The organism is Streptomyces sp. NPDC025618 (assembly GCF_055558795.1).
The window spans coordinates 40,727-56,540 of the sequence record NZ_JBVHLW010000015.1 but is presented as its reverse complement, the minus strand read 5'-3'; the positions used below and the strand labels follow the sequence as shown (position 1 = coordinate 56,540).

The window sequence follows — 15,814 nt, the reverse complement described above, 5'->3', positions numbered from 1 at the left end:
CGGACCGTATTCCCCAGTGTCACACCGAGAAAGAAGGCACCACAATGGACAAGAAGGAAGCAAGGGAAGCCCTCGCTTCTGCGGACGCACTGGCTTCGCGGATCCATAACGGAACCCGGAGGCACGCTACCCTGGTGTTCCTTCTGGGCCTCGTGATGATGGTGCTGACGGCTGTGTATGGACTGGTGATTCAGCCTTCCGTACGGTACGCCGTTCCGGTCGTACTGCTGCTCCCGCTGATGCTTCTTGTGATCTACACGGCGACGCGCCCAGTGGTCCCGCGCCATTACCGGGCGCTGTACGCCATCATCACTGCGGCTGGAGCGGGCATTTACACCCTCACGGTCACCCTTGGCACAGCCGTCTTCTCCGGCGAGCCGCTGTGGTGGGTACCAGGAGCGGTCCTGTGTGCTGTGCCGTTCTTCCTGGTCGGCATACTGGACCGCAAGGCCGTTCGCACCACAGAGAGTACGCCGTGACGCATCCGCGGAAATCGCTCGACAACATCATCCACGCACCGGTGCGCTTCTCCATCGTTGCCGCGCTGGCCTCGGTCGACGAGGCCGACTTCAAGACCCTCCGCGAGACCATCGAGGTCACGGACTCTGCTCTGTCAAAGCAGATCTCTTTGCTGGAGGAAGCCGGATACCTGAAAGTCCGCAAAGCCTTCATCGGCAAGCGCGCCCGCACTTGGCTATCCCTCACAACAGAAGGTCGCACAGCCCTCAGCCGCCACCTGACCGCCCTACGCGAGATCGCCGACTGGGGCCCGCGCGCTGGATGACACTGGCTCCGCTCTTGGACGCCGCTGGTGATCTTCAGGTCAGGGTCTGGTGGAGGCTCTGGACTGGCATGGTGATGCGCTGCCCGGTGGGAAACATCCGTTGAGCCGGATGATGTTGGTTCCGGCGGCGGTGAGGACGTGCTGAACATAGGTCTCCGCTGTCCCGTGTGGCGGCAGCGACGTCGGCCGTGGGATTGGACGGTTTCGGAGATGGTGGATTCGCAGCCAGCACGGATCGCGTAGTGCTCCTGCCACGAACGGGTTTCCTGCTCATACCGGACTCGTGTCTAGATCTCCTGCAGGGGCTGGGGCAGGAGAACGGATATGACGGCCTCAGCCGCCAGTGTTGCCTGCACTGCAGGCGATCCTCACAGGCCCGGCAGGCGGGGCTTGGGGAACAGGACGGACAGCCGTTCATGCCCGTCGCCAAGTGTCGGTTGGTTTCCAGAGATGGCCGAACCGCTTTCATCCTGTGCCGTCGGGATGAAAACGGTTCACTGAATCCTCGGCACCCGAGTAGCAACGGCTCAGCCGGGTTCGTGCGAGGGCGTGGTCTCGGCCGCTCGTTCGCAATCGCCATCGGGGACAGCAGCCCTGCGGACTCGGGTGTTCCAGCAGATCAGACAGATCAGCAAGACCGACACCACGAGCACCAGCGCACTTCAGGCCGTTGCCAGAAGAGCCTGGAAAGTACATCTCTGCCACAATCTCGCGTTGCACAGCCAGGCCAACGGGGAGGTCCAGAAGGTACAGGGCAAGTCCGGTTGGCCAGAAGCGGCAGTGTGAGTCTTTTCGGTCATGCCCCACAGGGTCAGAATGCACGGGATGACGAGCAGAGTGATCGACGCCACCACGCGGCTGGGACGAGGGACGAAGCCATCGGAGCCGAGGAATGAAGCGTCGCGAAGGCGAGGACGACACGACCGACGCCGAGCGAGACTTTCCACGCCCACTCTTGCTGCGACGGACTTCGGAGCGGTTGATGTCGGCAACAGGGTCCGTCTTGAGAATGGGGGCGGCACTCGGACCAGGAGCTGAAACTCGGCCCGGTGGTCCGCCAGCCAGGAAAGGTAGAAAAGACCCTGCGGGAGCACACCCGCGCTCTGGCCACGCTTGTACTCCACGATGACGGGCGCGCCGTTCTCGTCCAGGCCCAGCGAGTCGATCCGGCCGCCGTGCCGGGGCCCGGTGCTGTACTCGCTCGCGAGGAAGCGCACGCCCAGCAGCGCCTCCATGTTCCTCTCGACCAGTTCCTGCAGATGCCTCTCACGCACCGCCGTGGCCGGCACCACCTCTGCTGCGCCGCCATCCGCGACGTTGAACAACCTCAGACTCGACACCCGTCCCCCTTGTCCTCGCGGATCACAACGATCCGCGGGGACAGGATTGTTTCCGGAGGCGTGAGCGCACGTCAAAGGACTTCGGGAGGCGTGCCCCGCCGCCTGCGCAGGCCCCTTGTCCTACCCAAACGCTGCCGCCCGTCGACCGGACTCAAAGCCCAGTCGACGGGCGGTTTTGTGCTCGCTGGCCACCCTCCCGACGAGCGTCAAACGAGCGTCACGAGCGTCATTTCAGCGTCAGAAATTCGCCCCTAACGCCCATAGCGCACATAATGCACGCCGGGTAAAACCGCAGGTCAGAGGCGGTTTCCCGTGGGCTTAAGGATCGCGACACACTCCACATGATGCGTCATAGGAAAGAGATCGAACGCCCGCAGCTTCACCGGCCTGTACCCCTCCTCCGCGAAGTAGGCGAGATCCCGCGCCAGCGCCGCCGGATCGCACGCGACATACGCGATCCGCCGCGCACCCAGCGAAGCGAGGTGACGCACCGTCTGCTTGCCCGCCCCCGCGCGCGGCGGGTCCAGCACGATGATGTCGGCTTCCTTGATGCCCGTCCGCGGGAGGACCGACTCGACCTTGCCCTGCTCGATGCGGACGCGCTCCAGGTCCTGGAGGTTGTGGCGGGCGTCCTCCACCGCGCGCTTGCCGGACTCGATGCCCAGCACCGCGCCCTTCTCGCCCACGCGCTCGCCGAGGGCGCCCGCGAACAGACCCACACCGCAGTAGAGGTCGAGGGCCATGTCGCCCTTGCGCGGCATGAGGCCCTGCATGACGGCCTTGACCAGGGTGTCGGCGGCCTTGGGGTGGACCTGCCAGAAGCCGCCCTCGCCCACGCGGTAGGTGCGCTCGTCGGCGCGCTCGCGGACGAAGGGGCGGCCGTGCACGCGGTGGACCTGCTTGTCCTTCTCGCCGATGCGCATCACCGACACCGGCTTGTCCAGCTCGACGATCGGCAGCCGGCCGCCCGGCTTCGGGGTGAGGATCACCTGGCGGTCGGCGGAGCCGGAGGCGGCGATCGCCTCGACGGACGCGATCTGCGGCCACTCCCGCTTCTCGATGCCGAGCTCGGAGACGCCGGGCGCGGCGATCATGCAGTGGTCGATGACCTGGACGTCGTGCGAGCGGTGCTTGCGCAGGCCCGCGTGGCCCTCGGCGTCGATCGCGTACTGGACGCGCGTGCGCCAGGCCGGGACCTCGCCCGCGGGGAGCTTGTCGCCCTCGGCCGGGACGACCGTGCCGTCCCAGCCGGCCTCCTCGGGGGTCAGGCCGGCCAGGTGCCGGAGCTGCTCGGCGACGACCTCGCCCTTGAGCCGGCGCTGGGCGCCCGGCTTGGCGTGCTGCCAGTCGCAGCCGCCGCACTTGCCGGGGCCGGAGAAGGGGCAGGGCGCCTCGACGCGGTCCTTGGACGCCGTCAGGATCTCCACGGCGTCGGCGCGCAGGAAGCGCGACGTCGACTCGCCCTCGGTGACCCGGGCGACGACGCGCTCGCCGGGCAGCGCGTGCCGGACGAAGAGCACCCGGCCGGCCTCGGTGCGGGCGACGCAGTGCCCGCCGTGGGCGACCGGGCCGACCTCCACCTCGTACTCGTGGCCGACCAGCGATGCTTCGGTCTCGTGCTGCATGGCGGGTCGACTCCAGAGAGGTGAGAGGGGGCTGCGGGACAACAGCCGTTCAGTCTACGTCCCGCCGCCCCCTGCTCCTGCCGCCTACTTTTTCGTGGCGGCTCTTTCCTTCTTGAGGTCCTTCTTGAGGTCCTTCTTGAGGTCCTTCTTGAGGTCCTTCCTGGGTTCCTTCTTCGGGGCCGAGACGGGGCCGCGCCGGACCGCGCCGGGGGCGTTCCACTCCGCCCGCTTGCGGGCCCGCTTCTTGGCCGCTTCGGAGGAGTCCAGCTGCCACGGCACCGAGGTGACCATCACCCCGGGGGTGAAGAGCAGCCGGCCCTTGAGGCGGAGCGCGCTCTGGTTGTGCAGCAGGTGCTCGTACCAGTGGCCGACCACGTACTCCGGGATGTAGACACTGACCGCGTCGCGGGGGCTCTCCTTACGGAGGCTCTTGACGTAGTCGATGATCGGCCGGGTGATCTCGCGGTAGGGCGAGTCGAGGATCTTCAGCGGGACGTCGACGGAGCGGCGCTGCCACTCCTCGCGCAGTGCCTTGGTCTCGGCCGGGTCGACGCTGATGCTGAGGGCTTCGAGGGTGTCGGAACGCATCAGCTTGGCGTAGGCCAGCGCGCGCAGGGTCGGCTTGTGGACCTTGGAGACCAGGACGATGGAGTGCACCCGGGAGGGACGCACGGCCTCGTCGCCCGGCTCCTCGTCGACGGCGATCTCCTCGGCGACCCGGTCGTAGTGCTTCCGGATGGCCGTCATCGTGGCGTAGAAGATCACCATACCGAGCAGGGCGACCCAGGCGCCGTGCGTGAACTTCGTCAGCAGGACGACCACGAGGACGAGGCCGGTGAGGAAGGCGCCGAAGCTGTTGATGGCCCGGGAGCGCTTCATGTGGCGGCGCTTGGCCGGGTCGGTCTCGGTGCGCAGGTGGCGGTTCCAGTGCCGCACCATGCCGGTCTGGCTGAGCGTGAAGGAGACGAAGACGCCGACGATGTACAGCTGGATCAACTTGGTGGAGTCCGCGCCGTAGATGTAGGTGAGGACGGCGGCGGCGCCGGCGAGCAGCACGATGCCGTTGGAGAAGGCGAGCCGGTCGCCGCGGGTGTGCAGCTGCCGCGGCAGGTAGCGGTCCTGCGCGAGGATCGAGCCGAGCAGCGGGAAGCCGTTGTACGCGGTGTTGGCGGCCAGGAAGAGGACGAGGGCGGTGGCGGCGGCGAGCACGATGAAGAGGAACGAGCCGCTGCCGAAGACCGCCTCGGCGACCTGGGAGATCACCGGGTTCTGGGTGTAGCCGTCGCCGAGGGGCACGCCGCCCTTGAGCAGGTCGGTGGCGGGGTTCTCGGCCATCCGCACCTTGGTGACCATGGCCAGCGCGATGATGCCGCAGAACATGGTGACCGCGAGGCCGCCCATGAGGGCGAGCGTGGTGGCCGCGTTCTTGCTCTTGGGCTTGCGGAAGGCGGGGACGCCGTTGCTGATGGCCTCGACGCCGGTGAGGGCGGCGCAGCCGGAGGAGAAGGCGCGCAGCAGCAGGAAGACGAGGGCGAAGCCGGCGAGGCCCTGGTGCGGGGCATGGATGGTGTAGTCGGCGGTGGGGGCCTTCATGGTGTCGCCCATGACCAGGCCGCGGAAGGCGCCCCAGGCGATCATGATGAAGACGCCGCCGACGAAGACATAGGTCGGGATGGCGAAGAGCTTGCCCGACTCCCGCACGCCGCGCAGGTTCATCAGCGTGAGCAGGACGATCACGCCGATGGCGCAGGCCGTCTTGTGTTCGACGACGAAGGGGATGGCGGAGCCGAGGTTCTCGATGCCGGAGGCGATGGAGACGGCGACGGTCAGGACGTAGTCGACGAGCAGGGCGCTGGCGACGGTGAGGCCCGCCTTGGGGCCGAGGTTGACGTTGGCGACCTCGTAGTCACCGCCACCGCTGGGGTAGGCGTGCACGTTCTGGCGGTACGAGGCGACCACCGTGAACATCAGCACCACGACCGCCAGGGCGATCCAGGGGCTGAAGTGGTAGGCGGACACACCTGCCACGGACAGGACGAGCAGCACTTCGCCCGGCGCGTATGCCACGGAGGAGAGCGGGTCGGAAGCGAAGACGGGGAGGGCGATGCGCTTGGGGAGAAGGGTCTCGCCCAGCTTGTTGCTGTGCAGCGCCCGGCCGATGAGGATCCGTTTCGGCAGGTCGGTCAATTTGGACACGCAGAGGATCGTAAGGGTTCGGTCTCTTGTACGCCCACCCGCCACCCTCCGGTGCGGGAATGTGGCGCACGCCGCATTCCCGCACCGAAAGCTGGACGATCTTGTCGGGGCCTGATAAGTGCCTGGTCAGCCATGCAGGAGGGCGGGCAGGGCGCGGTGTCCGTTGGAGATGAACGACTCGACGTGCCGCAGCTCGCCGGGGTCGGTGGCGAGCCGGAGCCGGGGGAAGCGTTCGAAAAGGGCGGGCAGGGCGACGGCCGCTTCGAGCTTCGCCAGCGGCGCGCCGAGGCAGTAGTGGACACCGTGGCCGAAGGCGAGGTGGTCCTTGACGGCGCGGGTGACGTCGAAGTCGCCGGCGTCGGCGCCGTGCAGGGCGGGGTCGCGTCCGGCGGCCGCGTAGGCGGCGACGATGGCGTCGCCCTTGCGGAGGGTGAGACCGTCGAGCTCGATGTCCTCGGTGGCGTAGCGCAGCGGCAGGTTGGCGACGGGGGCCTGGACGCGGAGGGTCTCCTCGATCACGTCGTCCCAGCTCGCCCTGCCCTCGCGCACGAGGGCGAGCTGGCCGGGGTGGGTGAGGAGGGCATGGATGGCGTTGTCGAGGAGGTTGACGGTGGTCTCGTGCCCGGCGCTGATGACGAGCAGGAGGGTGTCGGCGAGCTCCTGTTCGCTGAGGCGGGAGCCGTCCTCCTCGCGGGCGGAGATCAGGACGCTGGTCATGTCGTCGCCGGGGGTGGCCCGCTTCTGCGCGATCAGGCCGCCGAGCACCTCGTAGACCCGGGCGTAGGTCGCGGTGACCTCGTCGGGGTCGGCCGAGGTGTGGAAGATGCTGTCGACGCAGGCCCGCAGGCCCTCGCGGGTGGCCTCGTCGGTGACGCCGAAGAGCTCGCAGATGACCTGGATGGGGATGGGGTAGGCGTAGTCCTCGCGGAGGTCGACCGGGGTGCCGTGCGGGCGGGCGGCGAGGCCGTCGAGGAGGCCCGCGGTCAGCTGCTCGATGCGCGGGCGCAGAGCGGCGGTGCGGCGGGCGGTGAACGCCTTGGAGACGAGGGTGCGCAGCCGTTTGTGGTCGCTGCCGTAGGCGGTGAACATGTTCTGCACGGCGACCCAGGTGAACAGCGGCCACTCCGGGGATATCTCACCGTTGATCCAGGCGGGCCAGTGCCGGCGCGGGTCCTTGGAGACGCGGGGGTCGGTGAGCAGCTGCCTGAGGAGGGGCTGGGTGGTTATTGCCCACGCCACCACCTGACCAGGAAGCTCCACGGGCGTTGCGGCGCCCCGGGCCCGGATGCGGGCTGCCTCTCCGTGGATGTCACGGCCTGTGGGGTCGATACGGAGGGGGGCGAGCTGGCTTTCCATCGACTGTCTCCAGGGGTGTCGGCCGGCTGACGAGGGGGCTGGCGGAGGGAGTGCGCGTGGGGGCCCGCCGGGGCGGGCGCGGGCCGCGTGGGGTGCACGGGCGGGAAGCGCACGGGCAGGGCGGTCAGGGCGCGGTGGAAGGGGCCGGGCCGCCAGACCAGGCGGTCGGCGGGGACGGCCAGTTCGAGGTCGGGCAGGCGGTCGAGGAGCTTCTCGACGGCCACGGCGGCGATGAGCCGGGCGGCGTCCTTGGCGGGGCAGGTGTGCGGGCCCGCGCTCCAGGCGAGGTGGGCGCGGTTGCCGGTGCGCTGGTCGGACAGGAGGGCGGGATCGGTGTTGGCGGCGGCGAAGCTCACCACGACGGGCTCCCCGGCGCGCAGCGGCACGCCGCCGAGTTCGAGGTCGTGGAAGGGGTAGTGGACGCCGTAGTTGGCCATCGGCGGGTCGAGCCAGAGGACCTCGTCGAGGGCGTCCTCCACGGGCATGCTGCCGCCCGCGAGGTCGCCCGCGAAGCGGTCGTCGGAGAGCAGCAGCCGCAGGGCGTTGGCGATGAGGTTCTGCTGGGGCTCGGTGCCGGCGCCGATGAGGACGACGAGCTGGTGGAGCATCTCCTCGTCGGTGAGCCGGGCGGGGTGGGCCATCAGCCAGGAGGTCATGTCCGCCCCGGGCTTGACGTGCTTGAGGCCGACGAGCTCGACGAGGCTCTGGGTGATGAGGGCGTCGGCGCGCTCGTGGTCGACGCCGTCGAAGATCCCGGAGAAGCCCTCGACGAGCCGGTCGCCGATCTCGGGCGGGCAGCCGAAGAGCTGCTGGAAGACCAGCAGCGGCAGCATCTTGGCGTACGCGCCGAGGAGGTCGGCCTCGCCGAGGGTGGCGAACCGGTCGATGAGGGTGTCGGCGCTGCGCTCGACGTAGCCGCGCAGGGCGTTGGGGTCGATGCGGGAGAGGCTGTCGGTGACGGCGGCGCGCAGCCGGCGGTGCGCCTCGCCGTCGGAGAAGAGGCAGTTGGGGCGGTAGGCCATCATCGGGACGACGGGGTTGTCGGCGGCGACGCGGCCGTCGGCGAGGGCGCGCCAGCGGCGGGCGTCCTTGCCGAAGGTGTCGGTGCTCCGCAGGACGTCGAGCGCCGCGCGGTAGTCGGTGACGAGGACGGCGTGGGCGCCGGGTGCCAGCTCGACGGGGGCGGCGGGGCCCTGGGCGCGCAGCCGCCGGTAGACGGCGTGCGGGTCGGCGGCGAAGTCCGGCCCGTGGAGCGGGGTGGGCGCCGCCTGGTGGGCGGGGCAGCCCGGCGGGGGGACGGGCGGGGGCGCGGTGCCCGCGTCGGGGCGGTGGGTCACACGGGCTCCTGGGCGGTGCGGGGCTGCGTACGCTGCCGGTCGCGGAGGTATTCCACGAGGGAGATCAGGGCGCGGGTGGAGGAGACCCGGTCCCGGGCGTCGCAGGTGATCAGCGGGGTCTCGGGGAGAAGGTCGAGGGCCTCGCGGATCTCCTCCTCGGGGTGGGCGGGCGCGCCGTCGAAGTGGTTGACGGCGACGGCGTACGGCAGGCCGTGCTCCTCCAGCAGTCCCATGACGTCGAAGGACTGCTCCAGGCGCCGGGTGTCGGCGAGGACGAGGGCGCCGAGCGCGCCGCGGGTCATGTCCTGCCAGAGCCGGGTGAAGCGCTGCTGGCCGGGGGCGCCGAAGAGATAGAGGACGAGGCTGTCGCTGAGGGTGACGCGGCCGAAGTCCATGGCGACCGTGGTGGTGCTCTTGCCCTCGATGCCGGCGAGGTCGTCGACGAGGGCGCCGGCCTGGGTCATGGTCTCTTCGGTGCGCAGCGGCCGGATCTCCGACAGGGAGCCGACGAAGGTGGTCTTGCCGACCGCGAAGTGGCCCACGACGAGGAGTTTCGCCGCGGTCTGCACGCTCTGCCGCAGATAGACCGCTCCCTCAGAGGCGAGCGCGGAGTCCATCCAGTACCTCCTGAAGGATCTGGGCCTCGGGGAGTTGTGCCGAGGGGATGGGGGCCCGGGTGATGAGGTGGCCGCTGTCGACGAGGTCGCCGAGCAGCACCTTGGTGACGCTGACGGGCAGCATCAGGTGTCCGGCGATCTCGGCGACCGACAGCGGGCCGCCGAGGCAGAGCTCCATGAGCCGGCGCTTTTCGGGGCTGAGCCCGCCGAGCGGCCGGTCGTACTGGGCGATGACCAACGTGACCAGGTCGAAGGTGTTGCGGGTGGGGTGGGCCCGGCCGTCGGTGACGACGTACGGCCGCACTAATCCCTGTCCGCGCCGGGGCGCCGGGGGTGTCATGGGGTGCCCGTGCCGTGCCAGGCGGCCTGCCGGGGCGGGCTGGTGAGCTCCTTCCCCAGCCGGTCGACCAGCTTCTGCATGCGGTAGGTGACGGCTTCCATGTCGACGTCCGCGGTGGCGGAGACGGCGAGGTAGGCGCCGGGGCCGGCGGCTATCAGGAAGACGTAGCCGTGGGCGAATTCCACGAGCGTCTGCCGCCAGGGGGTGTCCTGCTGGTTCTGGTGGGTGCAGAACTCCGAGGTGGAGCGGCTGATCGACTGGAGCCCGGAGAGCGCCGCGGCCTGCCGCTCGGCCTCGTCGCGGTCGATGCCCCCGGAGCGGGCGCGGAGCATCCCGTCGGCGGAGAGGAGGATCGCGTGCCGGGCCTCCGGCATCTTCACGACCTCGTCGAGCATCCAGCCGAGCTCGTTGGTGAGGTGGTCGTTCACGCGTACGGGTTCCCTTCGTCGTCTGCGGGTGCCGGGTCGGGGTGACCGGCGGGGCCTGTGCTGCCCGCGCGGCCGGAGCGGGTGCCGCGGGCGAAGGCGCCCATGCGGCGGGCGGTCTCCTCCGCGGTCCGCTCGGGGGCGGCGGGGCCGGGCGCGGGCGGTCCGTCGGGCGCGGCGGAGGGCCCGGTGTGCCGCTCGGCGGGCAGGGGCGCGGCCGGCTGCTGGGGCGCGGGCTGCCGGCGGCGACGCTTGGGGAGCCCGCCTGCCGTGGAGCCGGTGATGGCTCCGGCGTCCGCCGGGGGCATGGCGGAGGGCGGGAAGACGTCGGGCGCGGGCTCGGGGTGTTCCCGCGGCGCGGGTGCCGGGCGCTCCGGCGCGCGTACGGCGCCGGCGGCCGTACGGGCCGGGCCGCCCTCGCGGGTGGGCGGCGCCAGCGGGGTGGTGTCGGGCCCGTCGAGGTCGATCTGGCTGAGCAGGGCGCTCGGCAGGAAGACGACGGCCCGTACGCCGCCGTAGGGCGAGCGGGTGTCGACGGAGACGCTGAAGCCGTAGCGGGAGGCGAGCACCCCGATGACGGGGAAGCCGAACTGCGGGGGGTCGCCGAGCCGGGAGACGTCCACGGTGCGCTGGCCGGAGAGGAGTCCGGCGGCGCTCTGGATCTCCTGGGCGTTCATGCCGACGCCCGCGTCGTCGATGACCACGCAGGCGCCGTTGTGCACGGGCTGGAGGCCGACCTCGACGGTGGTGTTGGGCTGGGAGTGGCGGGCGGCGTTGTCGAGGAGTTCGGCGACGGCGAGGACGACGGGTTCCACGGCCCGGCTGACGACGGCGACGTCGGCGTGGTTGTGCACCTTGACGCGGCGGTAGTCGCGGATGCGGGAGGTGGCGCCGCGGACGACGTCGGTAAGCGGGGAGGCGGCGCGCTGCCTGCCGGGCCAGGATCCGCAGAGGACGGCGATGGCCTGGGCGCGGCGGCCGAACTGGGAGTTGGCGTGGTCGATCTGGAGCAGGTCGCGCAGCACGTCGGGGTTGTCGTGCCGCTCCTGCATGTCGGAGATGGCCAGCTGCTGTTCGTGCGCGAGGCCCTGGAGGGCGCGCATGGACGCCTTGAGCGCGGCCTTCGCGGACTGGTCGGCGCGGGCCTGGGCCTTGTCGACGGCCTGGGTGAAGGTGTCCATCACGGCCTGGAGGCCCTGGGCGAAGACGGTGCCGCCGAGCCGCTCGTCGAGCAGTCCGGGCAGGGGCACCGGCTGGTGCATGGACGCCGTGACGGCCGGGAGCCGGACGGTGACCAGGTGCCTGACTTCGGTGTCACGTGTCTGGAGGCTGTCCTCCAGCGCGGCGACGCGCCTGCGCACGGCGGCGGTGATGCTCCGCTGGCGCACCAGCAGCACCGCCACGACGACCAGCGCGGCGGCCAGGCACCAGCTCACCGCCTCCGGTATGTGATGTGACATCAATTCCTCGCGGGCGAAGGGGGCATACGGTCGGCTGTACGGGGTCGGTGTCCTGAACGTCCCGCCCGGAAGCGGAATACGCCGATCATCCTAACCACGCGAACGGTCGCGTGGCCGATCTTCGCCCACGCTTTACCGAACACGCATCCGTACCCATCCCTCGTGCGAGGAAACCGTACGAGGGCTGCCCCGACGGCAAGGTGAGGGAACGTCATGGACGTGGCGCCTCCTCGGCACCGGACAGCGCGATGATCGCGCCACGCGCGCCGTGACGCACCCGCAAAAGCGGTCAATCGTCGGCCATCGAGCGGGTACTCCTCTTTCCTCGCCCATCGGCGGGGTGACCGGGAAGGCGATCCGGCCGCATGGGGTGGCGGTGGCCGGGAACGGGCCCCACGGGGCGGGGCGATCATCACCCGCCTTGATCGTTCGACGCGCCCCCCACCGGCCCGCGCCGACGGCCGCCGGGCTCGGGCGCGCGCCCCAGGGCACAGCGGATACGGTGGTCCCGTGCGCCGACACGGACCACCCTCCTGTGGGCGCACCGCGTCGACACCGCGGAGCGTGCCGCTCGCGGGCCCATGAGTCGAACAGAAGAACAACAAGGGAAGATGTGAGCAGGTTGTTGGTGCAGGTCAGCGCGGTAGTCCGGAGCACGGGGTAATCGTCATGCACATCGTGATCATGGGCTGCGGCCGAGTGGGCTCGGCCCTCGCGCAGACCCTTGAGCAGCAGGGCCACACGGTCGCCGTGATCGACCAGGACCCCACCGCCTTCCGGCGCCTGGGCTCCGGCTTCGGCGGGCGGCGGGTGACCGGCGTCGGCTTCGACCAGGACACCCTGCGCGAGGCGGGCATCGAGGAGGCCGGGGCGTTCGCCGCGGTCAGCAGCGGCGACAACTCCAACATCATCGCGGCCCGGGTGGCCCGGGAGATGTTCGGTGTCGAGAATGTCGCGGCCCGCATCTACGACCCGCGGCGCGCCGAGGTCTACCAGCGCCTGGGCATCCCCACGGTGGCCACCGTGCGGTGGACGGCGGACCAGATGCTGCGCCGGCTGCTGCCGTCCGGCGCCGAGCCCCTGTGGCGCGACCCGAGCGGCGGTGTGCAGCTCGCGGAGGTGCCGATCGCGGACTCCTGGGTGGGCCACAAGATCAGCCAGCTCCAGGAGGAGACGGGCGTGCGCGTGGCGTTCCTCACCCGGCTGGGTGAAGCGATGCTGCCGACGTCGCAGACGGTCCTGCAGGAGGGCGACCTGGTGCACGTCATGATGCGCACGGACGAGGTCGCGAAGGTCGAGGCCGCGTGTGCCGAGGGTCCCGAGGAGACGCACCGGTGAGCGCCGCGCACGCGGCCGCCGGGCCGCAGACCGACGACGCGCGCTTTCGCCGCGTGGGCGGAGACGGGGGCACCGCCCAGGCGTCGGCTCTGGGGAAGAACGGAGAAGCACGATGAGGGTTGCTATTGCCGGTGCGGGCGCCGTGGGGCGCTCCATCGCGGGTGAGCTGCTGGAGAACGGGCACGAGGTGCTGCTCGTCGACAAGGCGCCCACCGCCATCTCGGTGGAGCGCGTGCCGCTCGCGGAGTGGCTGCTGGCCGACGCGTGCGAGATCACCTCACTCGACGAGGCGGCGCTCCAGCGCTGCAACGTGGTGATCGCCGCGACGGGTGACGACAAGGTCAACCTGGTCGTCTCGCTGCTCGCGAAGACGGAGTACGGGGTGCCGCGGGTCGTGGCCCGGGTGAACAACCCCAAGAACGAGTGGCTCTTCAACGAGTCCTGGGGCGTGGACGTCGCCGTCTCGACGCCGCGCCTGATGTCGGCCCTGGTCGAGGAGGCCGTGAGCGTCGGCGACCTGGTGCGCCTGATGCGCTTCAGCCAGGGTGACGCCAACCTCGTCGAGCTGACCCTGCCGCCGGAGTCCGCCCTCGCGGGCACGCGCGTGGGCGACGTGGACTGGCCGGAGGACACCTCGCTGGTGACCATCATCCGCGGCAACCGCGTGCTGACCCCCAACAAGGAGGACGCGCTGGAGGCCGGCGACGAACTCCTCTTCGTGGCGGCCCCGGCGCGCGAGGAGCAGTTGGAGGACCTGCTGTCCGTGCGCCGCGAGGACGTCACGGGCTGAGGCAGGCAGCGAAACGCCGGACGGGCCGAAGTTCATGGACCACGGTCCGCGGACTTCGGCCCGTCCGGCGTTTTCGAGGACCGGGGCCCGGGGCGGAGCCCCGCGCGACGGACCCCAGTCTTACGAGGCGTCCCGCACCACGGACTCAGGCTCCGCGGAGGCGCGCTCCGCGCGCTCCGCCGCTTCCATCTCCGCGAACACATCGATCGGCGCCGGGGCCTTCGCCAGGAAGATCCACGTCAGGTAGACGGAGAGCAGCATCGGCGGGATGCCGAGGGCCACCTTGACCCAGCCCAGGGACGTCGCGTCGCCCCACCAGTAGAGAGGGAAGAGGATCGCCGACTTGGCGAGCAGGATCAGCCCCCAGGCCCAGCTGGCCTTGGTGTAGGCGACCTTGCGGCCGGGGTTGCGGGTGCGCCAGGAGAGGTTCTCCTTGAACACCGGGCCGAGGATCAGGCCGAGCAGCGGATAGCCGGCGATCGAGGTGACGATGTACGCCACGGCCAGCCCGAGGCTGTAGAGCATGCCCGGCAGATAGAAGTTCTTGGCGTCGCCGGACATCATCGCGAACACCGCGCCGAAGGCGACCCCGAAGACACCGCTGAACGCGTGCTTGAGGGTGTCCTTGCCGACGAGGCGCGCGATGCCCAGCACCAGGGACAGGCCGAGCGCCGCGATGGCCGCGACGTGGATGTCCCGCTTGACGGTGTAGATCGCCACGAAGACCAGGCCCGGCACGGTCGTCTCGACCATGCCCCGCACTCCGCCGAACGCCTCGAAGAGGGCCGCCTCGGTGGCCGATCTCGTGTCGGCGCCGTCGGCGCCCTGCTCCTGCTGGTCCGTCGGCTTGTCGAGAGACGTCACCCGCTACTCCTGTCCGAGCGGTCGGAGTTCGTACTTGGGATTGAACAGCACCCGGCGTCCGCGGCTCATGGAGACCCGGCCGGAGGCGATCAGCTTACGGCCGGGCTCGATGCCGACGATGGAGCGACGGCCGAGCCACACCACGTCGAGCGCCGCCGAGCCGTCGAACAGCTCCGCCTCCAGCGCGGGCACCCCGGCACGGGGGCGGAGCGTGACGGTCCGCAGGGTGCCGGTGACCTTGACTATCTGACGGTCGTCGCAGTCGCAGATGCGCGTGCAACCGACGGCCTCCGCGTCCTGTTGCAGCTCCGCGGAGTGCAGGTCCTCCTGCGAGGTGGACAGCCGGTCGAGCATCCGGCGGAAACGGCCGGTCGGCTTCTCGGAACGGGGTACGGCACTCATGAATCAAGCGTACCGTCGGCCCATCCACGCGGGGCCCGTGCGTCATACAGGCGCCCCGCACGGGCTCGGTCCCCCTCACCCCTCCACGGCGACACCCCCGGCCCCGCCCCGCGCCCTCAGCCCTCGAAGCGGTACCCCATCCCCGGCTCGGTGATACCGCGACCCCCGGGGGACAACCCCCGGACCCCCGGCCAAGCCCCGCCCCGCGCCCTCAGCCCTCGAAGCGGTACCCCATCCCCGGCTCGGTGATGAAGTGCTTCGGATGCGACGGGTCCAGTTCGAGCTTGCGGCGGAGCTGGGCCATGTAGACCCGCAGGTAGTTGGTCTCCGTGCCGTAGGACGGGCCCCAGACCTCCTGGAGGAGCTGCTTCTGGCTGACGAGACGCCCCGTATTGCGGACCAGGACCTCCAGCAGGTGCCACTCGGTCGGGGTGAGCCGGACATCGCGGCCCCCGCGGTTGACCTTCTTCGCCGCGAGGTCGACGGTGAAGACCTCGGTCTCGACGATCGCGTCGTCGCCCGCGGCGGACGGCCCGGTCGGCTCCGCGCGCCGGACGGCGGCGCGCAGCCGGGCGAGCAGCTCGTCCATGCCGAAGGGCTTGGTGACGTAGTCGTCCGCGCCCGCGTCGAGCGCCTCCACCTTCTCGTCGGAGGTCTGCCGGGCGGAGAGCACGAGGATCGGCACCCGGGTCCAGCCGCGCAGCCCCTTGATCACCTCGACGCCGTCCATGTCGGGCAGGCCGAGGTCGAGGATGACCACGTCGGGGTGGCGGGCGGCGGCGAGCTGGAGTGCCGTGGCGCCGTCGGGGGCGGCGTCGACCTCGTACTTCCGCGCCTTGAGGTTGATCACGAGAGCGCGGACGATCTGCGGCTCGTCATCCACCACGAGCACCCGGTTCATGCGGAACCACCTCTGCTGTTCGTTCGGGCCCATCCACTG

15 protein-coding genes and 1 pseudogene are annotated in these 15,814 nt (G+C 70.5%); 4 read left to right on the top strand and 12 right to left on the bottom strand.

The window, feature by feature from the left end; genetic code table 11:
- Positions 1-44 precede the first annotated feature (44 nt).
- Together ACZ4A5_RS15660 and ACZ4A5_RS15655 are read left to right on the top strand one after the other, a co-directional pair.
- Positions 45-479, top strand: coding sequence for a hypothetical protein (locus ACZ4A5_RS15660; RefSeq protein WP_467583071.1), 435 nt, complete (start codon positions 45-47; stop codon positions 477-479).
- Complete coding sequence (locus tag ACZ4A5_RS15655) at positions 476-784, top strand: winged helix-turn-helix domain-containing protein (RefSeq protein ID WP_467583068.1); 309 nt, start codon at positions 476-478, stop codon at positions 782-784. The genes ACZ4A5_RS15660 and ACZ4A5_RS15655 overlap by 4 nt, the downstream gene beginning before the upstream one ends.
- Positions 785-1,806: 1,022 nt before the next feature.
- Here the strand turns inward: ACZ4A5_RS15655 and ACZ4A5_RS15650 are convergent.
- The 9 genes and pseudogenes from ACZ4A5_RS15650 to ACZ4A5_RS15610 all read right to left on the bottom strand — a co-directional run.
- Positions 1,807-2,124: pseudogene (locus ACZ4A5_RS15650) on the bottom strand (DUF5655 domain-containing protein); the annotation flags it as partial.
- 296 nt (positions 2,125-2,420) lie between these two features.
- On the bottom strand, positions 2,421-3,749 hold the full coding sequence (locus ACZ4A5_RS15645; RefSeq protein ID WP_467583065.1) for a class I SAM-dependent RNA methyltransferase: 1,329 nt from the start codon (positions 3,747-3,749) through the stop codon (positions 2,421-2,423).
- A gap of 84 nt (positions 3,750-3,833) precedes the next feature.
- Positions 3,834-5,945, bottom strand: coding sequence for an APC family permease (locus tag ACZ4A5_RS15640; protein WP_467583061.1), 2,112 nt, complete (start codon positions 5,943-5,945; stop codon positions 3,834-3,836).
- 126 nt (positions 5,946-6,071) lie between these two features.
- Entirely contained in the window at positions 6,072-7,187 is a 1,116-nt protein-coding gene (locus ACZ4A5_RS15635; protein ID WP_467583058.1) for a cytochrome P450 family protein, read from the bottom strand.
- A complete protein-coding gene (locus tag ACZ4A5_RS15630) occupies positions 7,169-8,638 on the bottom strand; it encodes a cytochrome P450 (protein ID WP_467583055.1) in 1,470 nt (489 codons plus the stop codon). Before ACZ4A5_RS15630 ends, ACZ4A5_RS15635 begins: the two co-directional genes overlap by 19 nt.
- Positions 8,635-9,255, bottom strand: a complete 621-nt coding sequence (locus ACZ4A5_RS15625) for a GTP-binding protein (RefSeq protein WP_467583052.1) — start codon at positions 9,253-9,255, stop codon at positions 8,635-8,637. The genes ACZ4A5_RS15630 and ACZ4A5_RS15625 overlap by 4 nt, the downstream gene beginning before the upstream one ends.
- The gene (locus ACZ4A5_RS15620) at positions 9,233-9,595 is read right to left on the bottom strand and encodes a DUF742 domain-containing protein (protein ID WP_366005847.1); all 363 of its coding nucleotides are present in this window, start codon (positions 9,593-9,595) and stop codon (positions 9,233-9,235) included. Before ACZ4A5_RS15620 ends, ACZ4A5_RS15625 begins: the two co-directional genes overlap by 23 nt.
- Positions 9,592-9,990, bottom strand: a complete 399-nt coding sequence (locus ACZ4A5_RS15615; protein ID WP_398870864.1) for a roadblock/LC7 domain-containing protein — start codon at positions 9,988-9,990, stop codon at positions 9,592-9,594. Before ACZ4A5_RS15615 ends, ACZ4A5_RS15620 begins: the two co-directional genes overlap by 4 nt.
- Before the next feature lie 29 nt (positions 9,991-10,019).
- Positions 10,020-11,480: an ATP-binding protein gene (locus ACZ4A5_RS15610; RefSeq protein WP_467583049.1), complete on the bottom strand. Its 1,461-nt coding sequence runs from the start codon at positions 11,478-11,480 to the stop codon at positions 10,020-10,022.
- A gap of 669 nt (positions 11,481-12,149) precedes the next feature.
- On the opposite strand from ACZ4A5_RS15610, the gene ACZ4A5_RS15605 reads away from it, so the two are divergent.
- Together ACZ4A5_RS15605 and ACZ4A5_RS15600 are read left to right on the top strand one after the other, a co-directional pair.
- The gene (locus ACZ4A5_RS15605) at positions 12,150-12,818 is read left to right on the top strand and encodes a potassium channel family protein (protein WP_467583046.1); all 669 of its coding nucleotides are present in this window, start codon (positions 12,150-12,152) and stop codon (positions 12,816-12,818) included.
- A 112-nt stretch (positions 12,819-12,930) separates the two neighbouring features.
- Entirely contained in the window at positions 12,931-13,608 is a 678-nt protein-coding gene (locus ACZ4A5_RS15600; protein WP_467583043.1) for a potassium channel family protein, read from the top strand.
- Between the two features lie 120 nt (positions 13,609-13,728).
- On the opposite strand, the gene ACZ4A5_RS15595 is transcribed toward ACZ4A5_RS15600, so the two are convergent.
- The 3 genes from ACZ4A5_RS15595 to ACZ4A5_RS15585 all read right to left on the bottom strand — a co-directional run bounded on the left by ACZ4A5_RS15595 (position 13,729) and on the right by ACZ4A5_RS15585 (position 15,775).
- Positions 13,729-14,472 (bottom strand): DUF3159 domain-containing protein, encoded by a 744-nt coding sequence (locus tag ACZ4A5_RS15595; RefSeq protein ID WP_467583040.1) that lies wholly within the window; start codon positions 14,470-14,472, stop codon positions 13,729-13,731.
- 3 nt (positions 14,473-14,475) lie between these two features.
- On the bottom strand, positions 14,476-14,874 hold the full coding sequence (locus tag ACZ4A5_RS15590) for an OB-fold nucleic acid binding domain-containing protein (protein ID WP_366005854.1): 399 nt from the start codon (positions 14,872-14,874) through the stop codon (positions 14,476-14,478).
- A gap of 211 nt (positions 14,875-15,085) precedes the next feature.
- Positions 15,086-15,775: a response regulator gene (locus ACZ4A5_RS15585; RefSeq protein ID WP_398870709.1), complete on the bottom strand. Its 690-nt coding sequence runs from the start codon at positions 15,773-15,775 to the stop codon at positions 15,086-15,088.
- Positions 15,776-15,814: the final 39 nt, after the last annotated feature.